General features: G+C 61.7%; 20 protein-coding genes. 12 read left to right on the top strand and 8 right to left on the bottom strand.

The features are described 5' to 3' along the window. Nucleotides 1–311 precede the first annotated feature (311 nt). The gene (locus tag G9U53_RS18265; RefSeq protein ID WP_165639016.1) at nt 312–1,940 is read right to left on the bottom strand and encodes a 4-hydroxyphenylacetate 3-hydroxylase N-terminal domain-containing protein; all 1,629 of its coding nucleotides are present in this window, start codon (nt 1,938–1,940) and stop codon (nt 312–314) included. An 11-nt stretch (nt 1,941–1,951) separates the two neighbouring features. Beyond that, nucleotides 1,952–2,521, bottom strand: coding sequence for a flavin reductase family protein (locus tag G9U53_RS18260; protein ID WP_007729773.1), 570 nt, complete (start codon nt 2,519–2,521; stop codon nt 1,952–1,954). Between the two features lie 273 nt (nt 2,522–2,794). Here G9U53_RS18260 and G9U53_RS18255 point away from each other — a divergent pair, with 273 nt between their 5' ends. After that, on the top strand, nt 2,795–3,733 hold the full coding sequence (locus G9U53_RS18255) for an AraC family transcriptional regulator (protein WP_007729772.1): 939 nt from the start codon (nt 2,795–2,797) through the stop codon (nt 3,731–3,733). On the opposite strand, the gene G9U53_RS18250 is transcribed toward G9U53_RS18255, so the two are convergent. Further along, nucleotides 3,730–4,500: an IclR family transcriptional regulator gene (locus tag G9U53_RS18250; RefSeq protein WP_003939932.1), complete on the bottom strand. Its 771-nt coding sequence runs from the start codon at nt 4,498–4,500 to the stop codon at nt 3,730–3,732. The two genes, G9U53_RS18255 and G9U53_RS18250, sit on opposite strands and share 4 nt — an antisense overlap. 199 nt (nt 4,501–4,699) lie before the next feature. Here G9U53_RS18250 and catA point away from each other — a divergent pair, with 199 nt between their 5' ends. The 6 genes from catA (at nt 4,700) to G9U53_RS18220 (ending at nt 9,939) form a co-directional block, all read left to right on the top strand. Further along, nucleotides 4,700–5,539 (top strand): catechol 1,2-dioxygenase, encoded by an 840-nt coding sequence (gene catA / locus G9U53_RS18245; RefSeq protein WP_003940427.1) that lies wholly within the window; start codon nt 4,700–4,702, stop codon nt 5,537–5,539. Between the two features lie 29 nt (nt 5,540–5,568). Continuing rightward, nucleotides 5,569–6,690 (top strand): muconate/chloromuconate family cycloisomerase, encoded by a 1,122-nt coding sequence (locus G9U53_RS18240; RefSeq protein WP_003940572.1) that lies wholly within the window; start codon nt 5,569–5,571, stop codon nt 6,688–6,690. A gap of 13 nt (nt 6,691–6,703) precedes the next feature. Then, nucleotides 6,704–6,985, top strand: a complete 282-nt coding sequence (catC, locus tag G9U53_RS18235) for a muconolactone Delta-isomerase (protein WP_165639015.1) — start codon at nt 6,704–6,706, stop codon at nt 6,983–6,985. A gap of 6 nt (nt 6,986–6,991) precedes the next feature. Then, nucleotides 6,992–7,939, top strand: a complete 948-nt coding sequence (locus tag G9U53_RS18230) for a helix-turn-helix domain-containing protein (protein ID WP_165639014.1) — start codon at nt 6,992–6,994, stop codon at nt 7,937–7,939. A 153-nt stretch (nt 7,940–8,092) separates the two neighbouring features. Next, on the top strand, nt 8,093–9,556 hold the full coding sequence (locus G9U53_RS18225) for a benzaldehyde dehydrogenase (protein WP_065351504.1): 1,464 nt from the start codon (nt 8,093–8,095) through the stop codon (nt 9,554–9,556). Between the two features lie 17 nt (nt 9,557–9,573). After that, nucleotides 9,574–9,939 carry a hypothetical protein gene (locus G9U53_RS18220; RefSeq protein WP_065351503.1) on the top strand — a complete coding sequence of 122 codons (366 nt, stop codon included), beginning with the start codon at nt 9,574–9,576 and terminating at the stop codon, nt 9,937–9,939. A gap of 21 nt (nt 9,940–9,960) precedes the next feature. Here G9U53_RS18220 and G9U53_RS18215 read toward each other — a convergent pair whose 3' ends face one another. Further along, nucleotides 9,961–10,590: a response regulator transcription factor gene (locus tag G9U53_RS18215; RefSeq protein WP_082845721.1), complete on the bottom strand. Its 630-nt coding sequence runs from the start codon at nt 10,588–10,590 to the stop codon at nt 9,961–9,963. Further along, nucleotides 10,587–11,756, bottom strand: coding sequence for a histidine kinase (locus tag G9U53_RS18210; RefSeq protein WP_165639027.1), 1,170 nt, complete (start codon nt 11,754–11,756; stop codon nt 10,587–10,589). Before G9U53_RS18210 ends, G9U53_RS18215 begins: the two co-directional genes overlap by 4 nt. Nucleotides 11,757–11,940: 184 nt before the next feature. On the opposite strand from G9U53_RS18210, the gene G9U53_RS18205 reads away from it, so the two are divergent. Both G9U53_RS18205 and G9U53_RS18200 read left to right on the top strand, forming a co-directional pair. Further along, nucleotides 11,941–12,531, top strand: coding sequence for a heme-binding protein (locus tag G9U53_RS18205; protein WP_003940245.1), 591 nt, complete (start codon nt 11,941–11,943; stop codon nt 12,529–12,531). 270 nt (nt 12,532–12,801) lie between these two features. Next, a complete protein-coding gene (locus G9U53_RS18200) occupies nt 12,802–13,728 on the top strand; it encodes an alpha/beta hydrolase family protein (protein ID WP_306671697.1) in 927 nt (308 codons plus the stop codon). Between the two features lie 58 nt (nt 13,729–13,786). Here the strand turns inward: G9U53_RS18200 and G9U53_RS18195 are convergent, their stop codons facing one another. From G9U53_RS18195 to G9U53_RS18185, 3 genes are all read right to left on the bottom strand, one after another. After that, nucleotides 13,787–14,902, bottom strand: a complete 1,116-nt coding sequence (locus G9U53_RS18195; RefSeq protein WP_165639013.1) for an NDMA-dependent alcohol dehydrogenase — start codon at nt 14,900–14,902, stop codon at nt 13,787–13,789. 79 nt (nt 14,903–14,981) lie between these two features. Continuing rightward, entirely contained in the window at nt 14,982–16,622 is a 1,641-nt protein-coding gene (locus G9U53_RS18190) for a helix-turn-helix domain-containing protein (RefSeq protein ID WP_075834571.1), read from the bottom strand. Nucleotides 16,623–16,786: 164 nt separating this feature from the next. Further along, nucleotides 16,787–18,196, bottom strand: coding sequence for an AarF/UbiB family protein (locus tag G9U53_RS18185; protein ID WP_019745620.1), 1,410 nt, complete (start codon nt 18,194–18,196; stop codon nt 16,787–16,789). Between the two features lie 132 nt (nt 18,197–18,328). On the opposite strand from G9U53_RS18185, the gene G9U53_RS18180 reads away from it, so the two are divergent. Genes G9U53_RS18180 through G9U53_RS18170 form a run of 3 tightly spaced genes read left to right on the top strand, consistent with a single transcriptional unit; the run spans nt 18,329 to nt 21,187 of the window. After that, nucleotides 18,329–18,748, top strand: coding sequence for a MerR family transcriptional regulator (locus G9U53_RS18180; RefSeq protein WP_007729752.1), 420 nt, complete (start codon nt 18,329–18,331; stop codon nt 18,746–18,748). 46 nt (nt 18,749–18,794) lie between these two features. Continuing rightward, on the top strand, nt 18,795–20,171 hold the full coding sequence (locus tag G9U53_RS18175; RefSeq protein WP_165639012.1) for an MFS transporter: 1,377 nt from the start codon (nt 18,795–18,797) through the stop codon (nt 20,169–20,171). Next, nucleotides 20,168–21,187: an ABC transporter substrate-binding protein gene (locus G9U53_RS18170; protein ID WP_165639011.1), complete on the top strand. Its 1,020-nt coding sequence runs from the start codon at nt 20,168–20,170 to the stop codon at nt 21,185–21,187. Before G9U53_RS18175 ends, G9U53_RS18170 begins: the two co-directional genes overlap by 4 nt. Nucleotides 21,188–21,197: the final 10 nt, after the last annotated feature.

Raw genomic sequence — 21,197 nt, 5'->3', positions numbered from 1 at the left:
TACAGCGACTGCTCGGCTGGGGGTCCGGAGCGAACCTGATGGGTTACGTCGAACGGGGCGGTCAGATGATCGACGCACACGTTCTCCTCGAAAACGGCGCCGTCGAACTCCCGACTGCCCGCTGAACCCTCGATCCTGCACGTCGCTTGCCACCCGCAACCCAACTCGCACAGTAGTTTCTGGGTTTCGAATCGAGAAACATATCCGTCATGGGCGTACTCCAGCTGATTCACCTTGACATCGTGTGTCTCAGGTCAGGACTAGGCAATTGCCTAGTCCTGACCAAGGGTGCAGTATTCGTACCGCGTGAGCTACCGGTTCTTGAAGAACGAGACGTCGTCGTTGCCGATGAGGTCAGGGACCGTCCAGCCGTCGAGGTCGTATTCACTCAAGCACTGCTCGGCCAGTCCCTTCATGGAACTTGCGTGTCCACGATTCTGGGCTGCGAACAGCAGTTCGGCTTTGACGTTCTCGTGATTGCCGGAGTAGTTGCGCTCGTAGAGTTCGTGTCGGCCGCCGAACTCGGTCCCGATCGAATCCCACAGCGCCTTCATGACTTTCACGCGGTCGACGGCGGTGATGCCGTCGGAACCGCGAACGTACTTGTCGAGGTACGGACGCACGTCCGGGCTCTTGAAGTCGAGTGAACTCGAAGGCAGGTAGATCAAGCCCGACGCGACGTCCTGTTCGATGATCTCCTTGATCCGCGGGTACCCCTGGATCATGAACATTCGATAGGTGAGGCCGTACTCGAGCTTCGGTATCACCGAATCGCCGACCCACTGTTCGGGATCGCGTGCCATCGATTCGGTCAACGACCAGAAGAGGTTTCGCCAGCCGATCACTTCGCCGACACGGGTTTGGACTCCGCGGAAGCCGCCGGCGCCGGTGGCTTCGAGCGCCTTCATCAACAGGCCGGCGATGAAGTCGAGCTTGACGGCCAGGCGTGTACAGCCCTGAAAGGTGAAGCGCGGCAGGAAGCCCGATTGAGGGAAGAATGCGTTGATCCGGTCGACGTCGCCGTACATGAAGACGTTTTCCCACGGAACCAACACCTTGTCGAAGACGAAGATGGTGTCGTTCTCGTCCATGCGACTCGACAGCGGATAATCGAACGGACTGCCCATCACCGCAGCATGTTCGGTGTACGAGGTGCGGCAGATCAGCTTCACACCCGGCGCGTCCATCGGTACCGTGCAGATCAGGGCGAACTGCTTCTTCTTGATCGGCAGACCGTAGTGAGCGATGAAGTTGTAGTTCGTGATCGCCGATCCGGTGGCGACCACTTTGGCGCCGCTGACGATCAAACCTGCGTCGGTTTCCTTCTCCACCTTCATGAAGACGTCACCGACCTCGTCCGGTGGAAGTTGGCGATCCACCGGGGGATTGATGATCGCGTGGTTCCAGTACAGAACTTTCTCCTGCGATTCGCGGTACCAGCGTTCGGCGTTGTCCTGGAACGGTGCGTACAACTCCTTGTTGGCGTGGAGGGTGCCCAGGAAACTCGCCTTGTAGTCGGGGGAACGGCCCATCCAGCCGTAGGTCATACGAGCCCACGTCGCTATGGCATCGCGTTCCTTGAGCAGATCGGCCGACGACGTCGGAGTGCGGAAGAACGGCATGGTGACACCGCCGTTGCCCGTGTCCGTCGGAACGGTCAAGGCGTCCACGTGCTCGCCCGTATGCAGAGCGTCGTACAGCCTCGCGGTCATGCGGATCGGATTTCGGAACGCGGGGTGTGTCGTGACGTCCTTGACGCGATCACCGTGAAGCCAGATCTCGCGACCCTCCTGCAGGCTCGAGATGTACTCGTCACCGGTCATCGGTCGGGTGGCGAAGTTCTTCGTGCGGTTGGCTTCGCAATCGGCGGCCGGATTGACCTGTGGCGCTCCGGAATCTGCGGGATCGACGCCGGTGGGAGGAATTTCGGTGGTCGTCATGGCAAAGCCTTTCAGATCGTTTGGGGTGCGGGCTGAAGATGAATCGGGGTGAACGAAGTGGTGGCGTCGAACCAGCCGCTGTGGGGGTCGTCCTGACTTCCGTTCCAGACTGTGGTCGACGAGGTAGCGCCTAGATCGTGAAAAGTGCTTCGGTAGAACAGAAGCGGATCCTTGCCACTCGACTGAGCGTCGACGATCTCGCCGATGAAGATGATGTGGTCACCGCCGTCGTACTCCCTCCACGGGACGCACGAGATGGTTGCTGCGGCGCCGTCGAGCAGGGGAGCGGTCGGTCCGTCGATCCACCTCGGTTCGGTGCGCTGCGGTCGGCCGGCAAAATGCATGGCCGTGTCCACTTGGTCGGAGGCAAGGATGTTGACCGCAAACGGCGCGTTGCCGAGGTAGCCGCACGCCTTGGACTTGCGAGTCATCGTGATCTGGCACAGCCGTGGTTCCAGGGAAATGGCCGTGAATGCGGTGACCGTGGCTCCGTGTGGTTGACCGTCGGCATTGGTACAGGTGATGACGGTGACGCCGCTCGCGAATTGACCGAAGATTCCTCGAAGCTGATTTTGTTCCATGACCGGACCTCCTTGTCGGATGGCGGTTGAGTGAGAGTGCCGCGAAGTGCGGGAGGGAAGTAGTGGGCGACTCGCGCCGGGAGTGAAGACGAACGTACGGCGGGCGCAGGCTTCGGTCGATCCGTACAGCGCGGTGGCTATCCGGATTGCGCACCCGATCGCGGCCCGTACCCGTTTTCTCTTGGAAGTGACCGGGGACACAGTGTTCAATGATGTTCAGCGCCCTTGCTCGGCAATGTGGCTGGTCACGGGTTTGGAAGGTGAAGAAGGACGATGGTCGACTCCATGATCGGTACAGCTCCCCGCGACTGGGACGAGGCGTGTCATGCGGTTTCGGACGCCTACTTTCCGCACACGCTGACGCCGTTGTCTCGGCATGCGGCCAGTGGAGTCGGGGTGTGCACCACCGAGTTGGGACCGCTGAGGATCGCTCATATTCGGTGGGGAGCTGACGTCGCCGTCGAATCCGATCATCCCGGTGCCTATGGGGTGAACATCCCGCTCTCGGGCGAGCTCGAGTCGGTGTTCGCGGGCTCGCACGTGCTCTCGACGCAGGGTGTTGCGACGGTATGTCCACCCGACATCACGACGAGAATTACGCGGTGGAGTGCGGACTGCGAGATCGTCGGAGTCCGGATGGACCGTCAGTACCTCGACCGTGAGATGGAAAAGGTTCTCGGTCGACCCGGAATGCACTTGCCTGATCAGGTGGATCTTCGGGGCGACGACGGAGCCAGATGGTTGAAATTTGTTCGCTCACTGTCGGATCAGATACTCGGCCCGGTCGGCGTGCTGCACAACGAACTGGTGGCAGGTCAGCTCTCCGGCGCCGTGGTCACGGCATTCGTCCTTGCCGCAATGCCCGAAAGCGAGGACGCGGTGCGACACGCCAGGCCACGCATCGTCAAGCGGGTGCTCGACGAAATGCACGACGACCCGGCCCGCGTGTGGACCGCAGCCGAGATGGCGGAGGTGGCGGGCGTCAGCGTACGGAGATTGCAGGAGGGATTTCGGCAGTACGTGGGCCGGAGTCCGTCGGAATGCCTGCTCGACATCCGTCTCGAGCGGGTCCATGCAGATCTGGTGGATGCCGACGACTCGACGACGGTCACCGATGTCGCTGTGAGATGGGGTTTCACGCACACCGGACGGTTCGCGTCGTCCTTTCGGCGTAAGTACGGATTGCTGCCTTCCGAGGTGTTGAGGCGCTAGCTCCGGTACCCCATGTCCGCGCTGAGCTGATTCGCCTTCTCGACAAGGAACGGCGCGACGTCGGCGCGGAAAGCTTCCGGGGATGTTCGTCCGGCCGAGGTCGAACACGCTGTCACTCCGACGACGCTTCCACCGGCGTCGCGGACGGGAGCAGCGAGGGAAATCAGGCCGTCTTCCAGTTCCTCCGATGTGAGCGCGTATCCCTGCTCGCGCACCACCCGGAGGGCGGTATGGAATGCGCCTTCGTCGGTGATCGTGGTGGGTGTGAGGGCGTCGAACGTGGAGTTCGCGATGACGTTGTCGACGATTTCGGTTGGCGCCCAAGCTAGCAGGGCTCGACCCATGGAGGTGGCATATGCAGGCACTCTGGTGCCGACGCTGACGTTGATGCTCATGATCCGCCGGACGGGTACACGCGCGGCGTAGACCACGTCGACGCCGTCGAGCACCCCGAGCGACGCCGACTCGTGGGTGTGTTCTGCGATCTCCAGCAGACGAGGGAGCGCTGCCTCCGTCAAGGCATGTGATGCCGAGAAGTGCTGCCCGATGCTCAGAACGCGCGGGGTGAGCGACCACCGACTGTTGTTGCCGGTGACGTATCCGAGCTTCTGCAGCGTGAGGAGGATGCGCCGGACCGCTGGGCGGGAGAGACCTGTTTCGGCGGCAAGATCGGCGAGCGACGGGTTGGGGTTCTTCTCGTCGAAGGCCGTCAGCACAGCAAATCCACGCTCGATGCTCTGGATGTAATCGCGATCGTTCTCGCTCACGGAATGGCCTTTCATCTGCGGGTATGCCCGATCGACGCCTTCGAAGGTTGACAAACCTTGTGACTGGGCGCACAGTACAAGCGTACGCACAGCGTAACATACGTACGCACAGCGTACAACCCAAACTTGGGGAGCCGACTCAGCCCAGCAGTACGGCACCCACCCGGTAACAGCCACATACGGCCCCGAGGAGGACCACATGACCACTTCCGAGAGCCCCACCGCAGTAGGTTCGGGCACTGCCGCCACCGACAAGTTCCTCCAGGAACGAGTCAGCGCGGACACCCCGCCCGAGCGCGTCTCGGCCATCGCCAAGGACGTTCTCGAGGCACTCGCCGGCGTCATCGACAAGCACGGCATCACCTACCCCGAGTACCGCGTCCTCAAGCAGTGGCTCATCGACATCGGTCAGTTCGGCGAGTGGCCTCTGTGGCTGGACGTCTTCCTCGAGCACAACGTCGAGGAGGTCGCGTACCGCGGCCAGCACGGCACCAAGGGAAGCATCGAGGGCCCGTACTACGTCGCCGACGCCAAGACGTTGCCTGCCAAGTGTGAACTTCCGATGCGTGACAACGAGGTTGGATCGAAGCTGGTCTTCGAGGGCCAGGTTCGCGATCTCGACGGCAAGGGGTTGGGCGGTGCAACCGTCGAACTCTGGCACGCGGACGACGAAGGCTACTACTCCCATTTCGCTCCGCACATCCCCGACGGCAACCTCCGCGGAACGATCGTTGCCGACGACGAGGGACGCTTCGAGATCACCACGATTCAGCCTGCGCCGTACCAGATCCCGACCGACGGCCCCACTGGCTGGTTCATCGAGAAGGCCGGCTGGCACCCGTGGCGTCCGGCTCACCTGCACCTCATGGTGAAGGCTCCCGGTAAGCGAACGATCACCACCCAGCTCTATTTCAAGGATGGAGAGTGGATCGAGAACGACGTGGCAACGGCGACGAAGCCCGAACTGATTCTCGATCCGAAGCCGGGTGCTGACGGAACCAACCGGGTCACATACGACTTCGTGCTCGATCCGGCCTGATCCACAACTGCTCAATAGAAAGTGATTTGATGACAGACCTGTCGATCGTCTCCATCGAGACGACCATCCTCGACGTTCCTCTGGTTCGCCCCCACAAATTCGCCACCACGTCGATGACGGCGCAGCCGTTGTTGCTGGTCGCGATTCGCACCTCCGACGGAGTGATCGGATACGGCGAAGGTGTCGTTCCGGGCGGGCCGTGGTGGGGCGGCGAATCGGTGGAGACGATGCAGGTCATCATCGAGAAGTACATCGCTCCCGTGGTGGTCGGCAGGCGCGTGGATCACATCACCGCGATCATGGCCGACATCGAAAAAGTTGTTGCCAATGCACGATTCGCGAAGGCCGCCGTCGACGTGGCGTTGCACGACGCCTGGGCGCGTAGCCTGGGAGTCCCCGTGCACACGCTCCTCGGCGGGGCTTTCCGCGAGAGTGTCGACGTCACGTGGGCACTGGGTGCTGCGCCGGCGGACGAGATCATCGAGGAAGCTCACGAAAAGCTCGAATCCCGGCTCAATTTCAGCTTCAAACTCAAGATGGGAGCACTCGATCCAGCAGTCGACGTCGCGCGCATCGTCAACATCGCGCAGGCGCTGGACGGCCACGCCGGAGTCCGTGTCGACGTCAACGCACGGTGGGATCGCTTCACTGCCCTGCGGTACTTGCCACAACTCGCCGAGGGTGGAGTCGAACTGATCGAACAACCCACTCCGGCAGACCAAATCGAGGTCCTCGCCGAACTCAGTAGGCTTCTACCGATTCCGATCATGGCCGACGAGAGTGTGCAGACCCCACACGACGCTCTGGAAATCGCCCGCCGGAGCGCCGCCGATGTCATCGCCCTCAAGACCACCAAATGTGGTGGCCTCCAGCGCAGCCGCGACATCGTCGCGATTGCCAAGGCCGCCGGTATCGCGTGCCACGGTGCGACGTCCATCGAAGGCCCGATCGGCACCGCCGCTTCGTTGCACTTCGCGTGCGCCGAGCCCGGAATCAACTTCGGAACAGAGCTTTTCGGCCCACTGCTCTTCAGTGAAGAGTTGCTTCAGGAACCACTGAAGTATTCCGAGGGTCAGTTGCACCTCCCCGCCGGACCTGGCCTGGGAGTCGAACTGAACATGGACGCCGTCAAGACCTGGACCAGGAACTAGAGGATAGAAGAACATGGCACTCTTTCACGTTCGGATGGACGTCGATATTCCGCGCGACCTGGATCCGGAAGTACGCGCCGATACCGTCGCAACGGAGAAGGCGTACTCGCAAGACCTTCAGCGACAGGGAAAGTGGGTGCATCTGTGGCGAATTGTGGGACAGTTCAGCAACATCAGCATCTTCGATGTCGAGTCGGCTGACGAACTCCATGAGATTCTCTGGAACCTGCCCCTGTTCCCGTACATGACCATCGAGGTCATGCCGTTGGCGCAGCACGGATCTTCGATCAAGTAGCCCGCCATGTCTGCCGTGTCTGCCACGCCTGCGAGCCTGCCGGAATCTGTGCAGCAGTGGCACTGCGAGATGTCGGAGACCTTCGGTGGCCTGTGCCCCGAGAGTTCCGTCGATGCCGCGCCTGTCGGTACGGTCAGCGGCGTAAGTCTCGGGGACGTAGGCGCTTTCGACATCTCCGGTTCACCGCAGATACTGCGGCGGAGCGCACGCGCAGCAAAGCGACACGGTAGTGATCTGCTCAAGATCTGCACGGTCCGAACCGGGAGCGCGATACTGCGCCAATCGGACCGCGAGTTGACGGCCCCGCCCGGCGCGATGATTCTCTACGACGTCGAGCATTCGTACGCGCTGCGTTTCGACGGTCACTGGTCGTGCACCGTCATGACCCTACCGCGCAGTGCGGTGAGTCTGACCGAGCGAGAACTGAATTGCGCGCTCGAGCGCACCCACGACGGTCGGCGTGGGTCCGGTGCATTGCTGGAAAATTTCATCTCGGGCGCTGTTGCATCCCAGGTCGACGGCAGCGCAGCCGGGCTTCTCGGAGATGCTGGAGTCAATCTCGCTTCGGCAGTTCTGATGCAAGGATCTGCGCCCGCGACATCCGGACGTTCGACGCGAGAGGAGATCTTGCGATATGCGCTTCGGAATCTCGACTCACCAGACCTCTCGGTCGCGTCGATCGCCGGTGCGTTGCACCTGTCGCCGCGAACCGTTCAGCGTCACTTCGGTGACGGGGATCTGACCCTCAGTGCGCTGATTCGCCGCGAACGGTTGATCCGCGTACGCCGCGATCTCACCGACGTCTCACTGCGGGGTCATTCGATCTCCATCCTGGCCGCACGATGGTGTTTCCATGACGCACCAGCGTTTTCGCGTGCGTTCAAAGCGGAATTCGGTGCGGCGCCGTCGGAAGTACGTAACTCGCCTGATCCGAACGCCCGCGAACGTCACTGATCTGTCGCATCCGAACAACAAACGTGTCCGATCACGACAACTGGGAGCCCGAATGCCGGGGCAGAGTGTGTTCCAGATCGCTTTTCAGGCTCGCGAAGAGCTCAGGTCCACGAACAGCGAGGACCGCAGCGAAAGCTACGAATCGAGGAACGCATGACGAATCTGCTCGCTCATCAGCAATGGCACGGAAAGATTTTCGACGGCCAATGGATCGACGGAGGCGGTGACACCGTCGAGTCGCTCGAACCGGCTACCGGCGAGGTGCTCGGGGTGATCGGCACGGCGACTGCTGCGGATATCGATCGAGCGGCACACATCGCGTCGGCCGCGCAGCCGGCGTGGGCGGCGACGATCGGGCAGGCTCGCGCTTCGGTGATCCGTAAGGCAGCGCAGATTTTGGAAGCCGAGCGAGCCGAGGTGGAGCGCTGGTTGATCCGTGAAGGTGGTTCCGTACCAGGGAAAGCCGCATTCGAAGTTGATCTTGTCATCTCCGAACTGTGGGAAGCCTCGGCACTGCCGACACAGCCGTTCGGGCACCTTCTGCCCGCCAGCCAGGAGGGGCGCACGAGCATCGGTCGCCGGGTGCCCCTGGGTGTGGTCGGCGTGATCAGCCCGTGGAATTTCCCGCTTCTCCTCGCCATGCGCGCTGTCGCCCCCGCCTTGGCGCTCGGAAATGGCGTCGTTCTCAAGCCGGATGTTCAAACCGCGATCAGCGGGGGTGCGGTCATCGCGGAATTGTTCACGTCCGCAGGTCTTCCCGAAGGCCTCCTGCATGTGCTCGCCGGTGACGCGGAACCTGGTCAGGCATTGTGCGAGAGCCCGAGCATCGCGATGGTGTCCTTCACGGGTTCGACCGCCGTCGGCCGTCAGGTCGGGGCAACTGCCGGTCGCACGCTCAAGCGTGTCTCGCTGGAACTGGGTGGGAACAATGCGCTGATTGTCCTCGACGACGCAGACCTGGATGCCGCGAGCTCGGCGGGCGCGTGGGGTTCGTTCCTGCATCAGGGGCAGGTCTGCATGACCGCAGGCCGCCACATCGTGTTGGAATCGGTCGCCGATCAGTACCTGGACCTGCTGGCCAAGCGCGCAGCGGTCCTGCCGGTCGGGGATCCCAATACAGGCGACGTCGCTCTCGGACCGCTCATCAACGCGCGGCAGATTGCGAACGTCGATCGAATCGTCCAGGGCACCAAGGCGGCCGGCGCCGAAATCCGCGCCGGTGGAACATACGAAGGGCTCTTCTATCAGCCGACCGTCCTGGCCGGAGTCACCTCGGACATGCCCGCGTTCCGTGAAGAAATCTTCGGGCCCGTGGCGCCCGTCGTGATCGTCAAGGACGAAGACGAGGCAGTCAGGTCGGCCAATGACAGCGAATACGGTCTGGTTGCTGCCATTCAAACAGGATCGGTTGAACGCGGCGAGCGGATCGCGGACCGACTGCGTACCGGCATCGTGCACATCAACGATCAGACTTTGAACAACGATGCCTATGCACCATTCGGTGGCACGGGTGCCTCCGGAAACGGCGCGAGATTCGGAACTCAAAGCAGTTGGGACGAATTCACCACCTGGCAGTGGCGAACCAGCCGGCCAGCGGCGCAGACCTTCCCCTTCTGAAGTCGAAAGGTACTCCTATGCGCACCATCTCGGCTCACGATCTTCCCATCGTGTTGCAGGACGGCGAATTCGAATTGCGGATGCGAGAAGAAGGCGACATGATCGTCAACTTCGTCAAAATTCCTGCTGGTGCAGACTTCGCCGAACCGTTCGCACAATTGGAAGGCGGGCGCTGTCAATGTCCGCACTACGGATACGTCTTGAAAGGAAGGATCTACACAGATTCCGAAGCAGGTCGGCAAACCTACGATGCCGGCGACGTGTTCTACTGGGCACCCGGTCACGTTCCCGGAGCGATCGACGACTCGGAGTATGTCGACTTTGCTCCCAAGGCTGAATTCCTCGAACTGATCGACGGAGTGCGTAAGGCGATGGGCGGCTGAGCTGTTCGGCTGCCACCGAGGTCAGCGTATTCCGTCGCGACGTAGTGCGACGGACACTGCGGCAGAGCGGTTATCGACACCGAGTTTGGCGTAGATGTGCCCGAGGTGTGTTTTCACCGTCGCTTCGCTGATGAAGAGCGCTTTACCCAGCTCGCGGTTGGTCATCCCCTCGGCGAGCAGGCTGAGCAGTTCGGACTCACGGGCGGTGAGCGCTTCCTGCGGGCGCTGCATCTGCTGGACGAGACGAGAGGCCACGGCGGGGGAGAGGACGCTGCGCCCGGCGAGCGCGCCGCGCACCGCGCCGAAGATCTCGTCAGGAGTCGAGTCCTTGAGTAGGTAACCGATGGCACCGGCGTCCACGGCCCGCACGACGTCGGCGTCGGTGTCATACGTCGTGAAAACCAGTACGGGAACATCGACACCGTCGCTTCGCAGGCGTTTGATCGCTTCTGCACCGTGCATGCCGGTGCCCATGTCCAGATCCATCATCACCAGATCCGGTGAGGCCGACGGTATCGCCGTGGCCGCCTCCTCGCCGGACGATGCTTCGCCTACTACTTCGACGTCCGGCTGAGTGTTCAGCAGCGCTCTCAGCCCGGCTCGCACGACCAGATGATCGTCGACGAGGAACACGCGAATGATGGTGGTCACCGGATCCTCCGTTCGAGAGGGAACTGGGCCGCGACGACGGTGCCGTCTCCCGGTGCACTTTCCACGGTGAACGATCCGCCGAGCTGTGCGACGCGGCTTCGCATCGCACGCAGGCCGTATCCACCGTACCGAGAATGGTCGGCGAGCTTTCCCGGATCGAAGCCGACGCCGTCGTCGAAGATGTCTACGGAGACGGAGTGGTCGAGATACGTGATCGTCACGCCCGCCGTTTCGGCGCGAGCGTGGCGGGCGATGTTGGAGGACGCGCTCGAGACCACTCGCACGACGGCATGAGCTACGTCCGAGGGCAAGATGACGGCTTCACCGACGGTGCGGATCCGAACGGCCGGGACGAACTGGCGGGCGGCGGCCACGACCAAGGCGTCGAAGTCGCCCGTACCGCCCTTGGTCGGCGCCAGATCGTGGACGAGGTCGCGACTCTGCATCAAGCTCGTTCGGATGTTCTCTGCTGCGGCATCGACATCGGCTCGAGACGGCGAACCCGTTGTATTCCACGTTTGTTCGGCTGCCTCGAGCCGTAGAAGGGCGCTCGCCAGTCCCTGGGTAACTGTGTCGTGGATTTCGCGCGCGAGGCGCTCTCGCTCAGCGGCAACGCCGGCAGCGCGTTCGGTATCTGCCAATGCAGATTGCGCTTCTGCTACCTGACGCAGAAGCCGAAGGCGTTCTCGGGCATCGCGTTCCATCTGCCCGTACGCGGCCGCGACCAGTGCCGCGGTGCACAGCGGCCCGAGAAGTGTCACCAATTCGGCACGACCGGTGACCCGGTAGAACGCGATACCGGCGAGGACGCCCAGGATCCCGACGAGGGGGTAGGCGATCTTGCTCGGATACAGACGAATGCAGAGGAAGAGAACGGGAAACGCACACCACGCGAAACTCGGGGCAAGCCAGACCAGCGCTGCCCATGCGCTCAGTACCGGCCACATCCACAGCCGTTGGCGAACGACATCTCGCGAGGACTCCGTGGCCATGACGGCGTAGAGCAGGGCGAGGACCACGGCCAGGACGAGTACAACCCCGAACCGACCGCTGGTCCCGTGGACTGTGACGTACCGAACTCCCGATGTAGACAGCAGTACGAAGAACGACGCGTGGATCGCATACGCCAACGGGCCGCGTAGGCCGCGTTCGGCGTCGGCGTTCATGGCTCCGTTACTCATCCCTCGAATGTTACGGAGGGCACCAGGCCGTCGTATCAACCATTCGGATGATATCCGGGTAGCCGTAGGGGGCACGGTTCGTCACCCGAGCGCCCGATGTGCGCACCCGCCCCCGGACGCGACGCTGTAGTGGACGGTTTCGAACCATTCGATTGAAAGTGTGCCCGACATGAACCACCGCATTTACACACGACTTCCCCGTACGCTCGCTGTCGCCGTTCCGGTTGTCGCAATCCTTGCCAGCGCCGCATGCTCGACCACCGACACACCGGTGGCGAACGCATCGAGCACGACGTCGATTACTGCCACGCAGCAGCCTGCCGCGACCGGTGATTCGGCGATTGTCACTCAGAATCGACTCAGTGCCGACGCAGCAGTGAAGGCTGCTGGTGCGGCCCTGGCGAAATGCCGCGCCGACGGTCTCGGCTTCGTCACCGTCTCCGTCGTAGACCGCGCGGGAAATGTCATCGCCATGGTGCGCGGCGACAACGCAGCCCAGCACACGGTGGAAGCCTCACGCGAGAAGGCATACACCTCTGCAGCTTTCGGAGCCGACACCAGTGACCTCTCGCAGCGTACCAAAGGCGAAGGATCAACCATCGCCGACCTTCCCGGCACTCTCTTCCTTGCAGGTGGAGTCACATTGAAGGCTGGAGCCGGGTCGATCGCCGGTATCGGTGTCGGTGGCGCTCCAGACGGAATGCAGGACCAAGCGTGTGCTGCCGCAGGTCGTGATGCGATCGCTTCGTCACTCGGCTGAGTGAGCGCATTCAGCGTGCTTCGTGAATTGTGCTTTTCGCCACCTGGATTCGCTCGGCACGACAGTTGTCCGATTGTTGCGATGACCTCGACTTTGTAACACCGGAGCCCCCGGAAAGGGACAAACACGTCGACAGTGGAACCGACGATGCACTTACCGAAGCGAGTTTCTTGATGCGCAGTTTCGGGGAAAGACACAACCTTGCAGAGAATCAGATTCACGTTGCCCGAACGCAATACACGGCGGGTGCGGGTGCTCGTAGCGGCGTTGTTGTCGATATTCCTGCTCGGCGGTATGTTCGGTCCGACCGCCGCGAGTGCTACTCCGGCGCGCTCGGCGCCATGGGGTGGGTACGACGAGTTGTGGGTCCCGTCTTCGATGGGAAACATCAAGGTTCAGGTGCAGTGGGCCGCGCGCGGTGGCAACGCCGCGTTGTACCTGCTCGACGGTCTTCGCGCGCAAAACGACAGAAATGCTTGGAGTTTCGAAACGAACGCACTCGATCAGTACCGCAATGACAACATCACGTTGGTGATGCCGGTCGGCGGTGAGTCGAGTTTCTACACGGATTGGTACGCGCCGTCCAATTTCAACGCTCAGCCGATAACGTACAGGTGGGAAACGTTCCTCACCCGCGAGCTTCCGGACTTCCTTGCAGGGTATGGCGTTTCACCAACCAACAATGCGATCATCGGGTTGTCGATGGGCGGCAGTGCCGCGTTGAACCTGGCGGGGCATCATCGGGATCAGTTCAAGTTCGCCGGCTCGCTGTCCGGCTACATCAATATCTCGGGTCCGGGTATGCGTGAAGCGATCCGCGTAGCCATGTTCGACGCCGGCCGGTACAACGTCGATTCGATGTGGGGTCCGCCGTGGTCATCCGGATGGCTTCGCAACGACCCGTTCGTCAACGCGGAATCGCTTCGCGGACTGTCGATGTACATTTCGTCGTCCAACGGCATCCCGGGACCGTACGATCATCCCTCTGCGCCGATCGATTACTTCCACACGGCGACGGGTATGGGGCTCGAGGCGCTCTCGTGGGTGCACGCGCGTGCATTCGAAATTCGCCTGAAATCCTTGGGAATCCCAGCGACGTACAGCTTTCCGCCCGCCGGAATTCACTCGTGGCCGTATTGGTCTGCTGAATTGTGGATGGCCAGAGGACAAATCCTCGACACCATGAACGCCTGGTGAAGCTGTAGTGAGGATCTCTCCGGACTTGCTCTCGATCGAAAGTCCGGAGAGAACTCGCTCAGAAGGTGATGATGCCACGGAGGTTGCGACCGGCATGCATGTCGGCGAAACCGTCGTTGATCTGGTCGAGGGTGTATCGGTTGGTGATCAGTCCGTCGAGTTCGAGCTTGCCGCTGGTGTAGAGATCGATCATCCAGGGAATGTCGGCGGTGGGATTGGATGCACCGAACAGGGATCCCTGAATTCTCTTCTGGTACAGCGTGAGTTCCATCAGGCTCACGGGAATTCCGACGTCCGTCATCTTCCCGAGGCCGGTGACGACGCAGGTTCCTGCCTTGCGGATCGACGAGAATGCCTGCGCGACATGTTCTCCGGTGGTCACGCCGACGGTGACGATGGCCGAATCCGCGCCCTGGCCGTTGGTGAACGAGCGCGCTATGTCGGTGGCTTCCTCCATGGTGGCCACGGCATGGGTGGCGCCCAACTTCAATGCACTGTCGCGCTTGAACGCAACCGGATCCACCGCGATCACGTGGGCGGCGCCGGCATGCGAGGCGCCCTGCACCGCGTTGATTCCGATTCCGCCGACGCCCATGACGATGACCGTCTGCCCGGGATACACCTGAGCGGAGTTGACCGCGGCGCCCCAACCGGTTCCGACGCCGCAGCCGAGCAGACACAAAGCGTTGAGTGGCAGGTGCTTGTCGACTTTCACAGCCGAGAGAGTGCTGACCGTGGTGTATTCACTGAAGGTGGACAGGCCGCAGGTTTGTGCGACGGGCTGACCGTCGAGAGACATTCTGTAACTCGAGGTTTCGCCGGGTCTGCTGCCGGTCATGATGGCGGCGCCGTTGTCGCAGAGGTTCTGGATTCCGCTTGCACACCAACGGCAACGGCCGCAGGCGGCGAGGAACGAGAACACGACATGATCGCCCTCGGACCATCCTTCCGTGTTCGGCCCGACCTCGACGACGATTCCGGCGCCTTCGTGTCCGCCGCAGATGGGGTAGCGGCCGACTCCGTGGTCGCCGCTGGCGATGTGATCGTCCGAGTGGCACAGGCCTGAGGCGACCATTTTGACAGTGAGTTCGCCGCTGCGGGGTGGATCGAGTTCGAGATCGACCACCTCGTATGTGCCTGGTGCTTGGCGAATGACGGCTCCACGAGTGCGCAAGGTATCTCCTGAGGTAAGAGTTGTTCTTCGGCTTCCTCAGTTGTCTACTCGAGAGTTCAGGACGGGCTCGAGGCCTATCTCACTGATCGGACGTTTCGTATCTTTCAGACTCGTCCGGGGTGCGTCCCAAGATGGCGAGTTGCAGTTCGGTGAGCAGTCGCGTATCCGGCTCGTCCAACGAAATGCCCATGATCTGTTCAGCGCGCCGAATGCGGTAGCGCAGCGTGTTCGGATGTACTTTCAGAGACGAGGCGGCCTTCTTCACATCCCCGAAAGCTGTCAGGTAGGCCGTGAGCGTGAACTGCATGTCAGAGGTGTTCTTGTCGTCGTAGGAGACGAGTCTGTCGATACGAGGGTCCCGCAATCGCTCGTGATCAGCAACGAGGTCGAGTATCTCGCCCAGCAACACCGCGGTGCGTGACGCCGCGAGTGTGGTGACCTTCGAGGTTTCGTGATCATCGGTGGTATCGAGCACGCGGTCCACTTCTCGACGCGCCTCGGGTACGCCGTGCAATCGCGCGATCGGGACCGCGACGGCGGCGCGCACGCTGATGCCCGCACGGGCCTCGACTACTCGCACGGTGTCGTAAGCCCAGTCGCTGATCGCGACCTCGTGTTCGGCCTGAGGAAACAGCACGTAGATCCGGTTGTCGATGATCGTTGTGACCGCGTCGCTGCGGAATGCGCTGGCGCGCAGGCGCAAGGCGTTGGTGATTCGATCGAGATTCGATCCGGGCGCGAGTGATGTCGCAAATCCGATGACCGCAGACGGTCCGTCGGTGTTGATGCCGAAGGAGCCGGCCAGCGAGTGCATGTCGACTCCGCCGGAGCGAACGCCGAACAGCCTTTGTAATTGGGCATTCTCGCGGCTGGAGGCGTCCAAGGTTCGCATGAGAATGCGTGCGGCGACTGCCGCTGCACCCCGCAATACCGCTTGGGCGTCGTCGGAAAGAGGTTCAGAGGCGCGCTGCACCCAGATGCTGCCGAGATTGTGTTGGTGTGCAACAGAACCCGTCGGCGCTGACAGGTCCGGGCGGGTGATGCTCACAGCCAACCTGTGCGCGGCTCCGATGCTCGGCTCGGACGGCAGACTGATGACCTCGTCCGATCGCCTGAGATGCTCGAACACGCCTCTGCGCTCTATCCATTCGGTGTATTCGATCGGCCACTCCCGGCCCAGTATGGAGAGCTGACGGAGTTCGTCTTCACCTTCGTGAGCAGCTGAATATGCGATGACATGGAGTGCCGTGTCGTCGATCGTCACGAGTCCGCCGGTCAATTCGGCGATCGTCTCCGAGAGCGCGAACAGATCCGAATCGCCACCGGCCACAGCTCCTGAGACGGCCCGCGAACGGTACATGCTCTGTGTCAGAAGTCGTTGTACGAGTGAATAGACGTGTCCGGAACTAGCCTGCGGATGTACCGCGGCCACTGCGATTCCGATGTTGCGTGCGGCGGTCAGAAGCGTCGTCGCCTCGCGCGCATTCTTGACGAGCAAGAGCTTCGGACGACGCCTCGCCGGCCTGCCTTCGAACTTTCGCAACCACTGCGTCAACGTCGATTCGGGAACCCCCACGGGGAGGTAGATGTCGGAGATCGCACCACGGCTGTCGGTGCCGTCGATATCGGAGGACTCGACGAGGGCGATCGAACGGATTTCGACATCGAGTCCGTCGGGGCTTTCCAGAAGCTCGATCACGGACTTGTCCGTGGAATGCATGAGGGCGCCGAGGGTGGTGCCGACACTCGGCCCGTTATTCCTCGGACCTGTCGACGCTTGCGGGAGGGCTACAGAAAGTGGCTGCACATTTGCTCCTCGGCCAGTGGGTCATTACAGGCTAACCCCGACAGACGAAATGCAGAATAAGGAAATAGGGGACAAATTTATTCGTCAGGCATGGTGATGCCGAGTTCCTGCACCTTTTCGGCGACTGCCTCTGGAAAAACGTTCTTGAACAGATAAAGGTCTTGTCCGATCACCCAACCAGGTGCCAACGCCGTCGCATATCGCTCGAAGTATCCGAGTTGTTTACCGAAAAGAACCAATTCCTCGGGACTCGCAACACCCCACTGCTTGCCCAACTGAATCAGTGCCATGATCAATTCACTGAGCTTGAGTTCACCGAGGTCACGGCCGAGAATTGGGGCCAGAGCCGTTGCGACCTGCATACCGAGCTGATCGTCGTCGACTTCGTAGTCGGTTGCATATCCCAAGGATCGAATTCCGCGGGCGACACGGGCGAAATCACCGTCGATGAGGGTGGCTCGGAACATGTCGGAAAGAATGGATCTCCAGGTCTCGGGAAGGACGCCGACGATGCCGAAGTCGAGCATCGCTATCCGGCCGTCGTCGAGGACCCACAAATTTCCCGCGTGTACATCTCCGTGGAACGGACCGTGAACGATGACTGATTCGAGCCAGACCTTCACTCCGCGTCGGATCAGCATGCGGGCTTCGTCGATGCCGTCCGGACCGGCGACGAACCGATCCAGTGGAACGCCGCGCATGCGTTCCATACAGATGACGCGGGGACCACAGTAGTCCCAGTACACCTCCGGTGTCGTGACTCCTTTGTTGTCACCGAATGCACTGATGTTGTTCCGGAAAGTGGTTTGCCGGTCGGCCTCGACCGCGCTGTTCAACTCCGTCATCGTTGCGTTGTGTAGATCGCGAATGATGGCGGTGGCATTGGCAATTCGAAGGAACTCGACAAACTTCTCGAGGATGTTCGCGCCCCAGTACGCCGCCCTCAGGTCGATCAGCATCCGCGCATAGATGTCCGGACGCTGGATCTTGATGACGGCCTCGCGGCCATCGTGCAGAACGCACGCGTGTACCTGCGCTACCGACGCGGCCGCGAGAGGTACGTCGTCGAATTTCGCGAACAGGTCGTCCACGGAGTATCCGAGGTCTTCGTGCACGACGCTTCTGGCCTGCTCGGCAGGAAATGACGGAACGTCGTCGAGGCAACGTAGGCATGCATTGGCGACGGGGGCGGGGAACAGGCCTGACGACGACGCGACCAGTTGCCCGAGCTTGACGAAGGTGGGACCCAGCGCGATGAAGCCGTCGACCATCCCGTCGGAGGCAGCGTCAGCCCACGTGCGTCCACGCTTGCGGAAAGGCCACACGATCAGTGCCAGCATGATCGACGTCGACAACACGACGGCGATGATCGCGGAACGCCACAACTGGGCGAGGCCGAAGCGTTCGAGGTCCGGCATGTGGACTTCGAGGGCAGTGGCGGGCACTCCTGACGAGTACGGCCCGACAGGTCGCGTTGGATCCAGCACAGCTCTCCCTCGTTCAACGAGCGCATCCAGCATTTTGCCGTGAGATCACTTACGCGACCCCTTCCGTTAGTCAGTATGCCAAGTCACACATAACTGCCGGAACCGCCTACGCGTTCAGCCTACGATCGGTGAATGCGTGAGCACTTGATCCCGATCGGCGAGGTTGCAAAATCGTTCGGAATTGCGGCGTCGACCTTGCGTTATTACGAGGACGAAGGACTGCTGTCCGCGCGGTCGCGAACTGGCGGCAAACGCTGGTACGGGCAGCGTGAGCTGCGCCGGCTGGCATTGATCCGGATGTACACCGAGACGGGAATGTCCTTGGAACAGGTGCGGTCCTTCATCGAAACCGACACCACGTCCGACCAGTTCTCGACGGTTCTCGCAGATCAAGTGTCGACACTCGAGGCACAGATCGCCGCTGCTACGCGAGCGAAGCTGATCCTCGAGCATCACCTGACGTGTCGGCAAGAGCGTCCGATGCAGTGCCCGTGGTTGCTCGAGCAGCTCGACATTCGTGTCGAAGCGGCGCTTGACTTCAAGTTGACTTGAACCTTCATAGTTAGGGCGCACTTACCGCCCTATCTGGAGGTTGACCATGTCGGCACGACGATGGCTGCCGCTCATCGCCGCATGCATCGGAACTTTCCTGTTACTGACGTACGCCACGATCACAACGATCGCGGTGCCGGCCATCGCAGTCGGTTTGGACGGCAGTACGGGCGCGATGTCATGGGTCGTCGACGCCTACACGCTGGCTCTTGCCGCGCTTCTGGTGGGCATGGGCGCACTCGGCGATGCGTGGGGACGCAAACGCCTCTACATCTGTGGACTGGTCGTGTTCCTGGTTGCAACGGCCGTGTGCGCGATTGCTCCGGACATCACGGTTCTGGTCGTTGCTCGCGGCGCGCAAGGAATTGCCGGTGCGGCGATGTTCGCGACACTCCTGCCGCTGCTTGGCGACGCTTATTCGGGCCGCGATCGGCACGTGGCTTTTGCCGCGTGGGGTGCCGTCGCTGGATTGGCGGCGGGAATCGGCAACGTTGCAGGAGGGCTGCTGACGCAGTTCTTCGACTGGCGTGCGGTCTTCTATTTCGGAATCCCCGTGGCCGCAGTGGCGCTCGCAATGGCTGTGTTCTGTTTCGCCGACAGTGAGCGCGGCGACGACAACATCGACTGGGCCGGAATCGTTTTGTTCACCCTCGCTGCCGTTGCCGCGGTTCTCGGCGTGACGTGGGGCGGCGACATCGGGTGGGCTTCGTCGTCGACAGCTCTTGCCTTCCTGATCGCAATCGGTGCGCTGACGGCGTTTGTGTGCTGGCAGCGTCGAGGCAGCAGTCCGATGCTCGATCCGGCATTGTTCCGATCCCTGAAATTCGACGGCGTCCTCGTCGCTGCTTTCGGGTACTACCTCGCGGCCTACGGCCCGCTCGTAGTCCTTTCACTGTGGCTGCAGAACGGGCTGGAACTGTCGGCATCGGCGGCCGCACTCGTGCTCTCGATTCAACCGCTCGCTTTTGTCTTCGTATCGGCCTTGTGTGGATCACGGCTTCAGCGCGTCGACCTTCGACTGTCGCTCGGATTCGGGACGATCCTTTGCGGAATCGGTTGCGTGGCCATGCTGTACGTTCTCGCCGAGCCGGTCTGGCCCGCACTGATCGCCGGGCTGATTCTGACCGGTGTCGGTTCGGCGATGGTGTCGCCGGTGCTGCCGGGTGCCGCGATGTCGGACGCCCCGGCAGAGCGCGCCGGGACGGCTTCGGCAACAGCCAACTCGTCGCGTCAACTCGGGCTTGCCGTCGGAATTGCGTTGTGCGGCTCGCTCTTCGTCGGTCCGGACGAGTTCGCCTTGCTGTGGCCGTTGGTCTTCTGTGCCGGCGTCGGAATGCTCACGGGTTTGGTGTCGATCCTTCTCTTTTCTCGTTCGTCAACTCCTGCAACAGTTCAACCAATCGCCGAAAGGGCACACACATGACCACGCTGTTCACTCCACGACCGCACCGGCGTATCGAGATGGACTGGAATCGCCGCAGGTTCCTCGGCGCTGCAGCAGGATTGGCTGCTGCGCTGGCAGCGGCCGGTTGCTCGCGTTCGGACGCAGACGCCGGGGGCGAAGGCGATGCAGGCTGGTCCTTCACCGATGATCGCGGCAATCTGATCGAATTGGATTCACCACCAAGGAGATTTGTCACCTACACCGGTATCGCGGGTGCTCTGTGGGATTACGGACTGGTGCCTGTCGGAGTTTTCGGGGCACTGACACGATCGCCGGGATCAAGGGACACCAGCATCTCCGGCAATTTGGATTTCTCGAAAACCGACATGGTCGGGCAGCTCTGGGGACAAGTGGAACTCGAGAAGATCGCTGCGCTGGAGCCGGACGTCGTCATAGTCCCTCAGCTGCGTGGTTCGGCACTACTCGACGAAGCGAACTTGGATGCGGTGAAAGGCTTGTCGACAGTACTGTTCGTGGAAACGGCAGCAGGAACCATCGACCGAGCCGTGCAAGAGATCGTGGAACTGGCCGTGGAACTCGGGGCGGACCAGGATGTGGAGGCTCAGCGAAAAGACTACGACGCTGCGCGTGCACGGATCTCCGAAGTTGCTTCTTCGCTGAATAATTCACAGGTTTTGTTCGCGTCCGCAGATCCGGACACGATTCGTGTCAGTCGTTCGGGCTTCCCGATCCTTGCAGATCTGGCGGGATTGGGCCTTGCCGTCGTCGATCCGGCCGAGGGATCGTCGGTCTACGTCGAGAAACTGGCTTGGGAGATGGCGGACCACTATCCGGCCGACATGATCTTCCTCGACGATCGCCCGTCCAGTTTGCAACTGGATACGCTCGGCGCCAATCCTGCGTGGTCCAACTTGTCCGCGGTGAAGGAGGGGAAGATCGGCACCTGGAATCCGGAACCCGTGCTCAGTTATGCCGGGATCGCCCGTACGTACAACAATCTGGCTGACCAGCTGCTGGCATTCTCACATTCCTGACCGCCGCGTC

This window comes from Rhodococcus sp. D-46, assembly GCF_011290655.1.
GTDB lineage: Bacteria > Actinomycetota > Actinomycetes > Mycobacteriales > Mycobacteriaceae > Rhodococcus_F > Rhodococcus_F qingshengii.
This window is presented reverse-complemented; position numbering and strand designations above follow the sequence as displayed.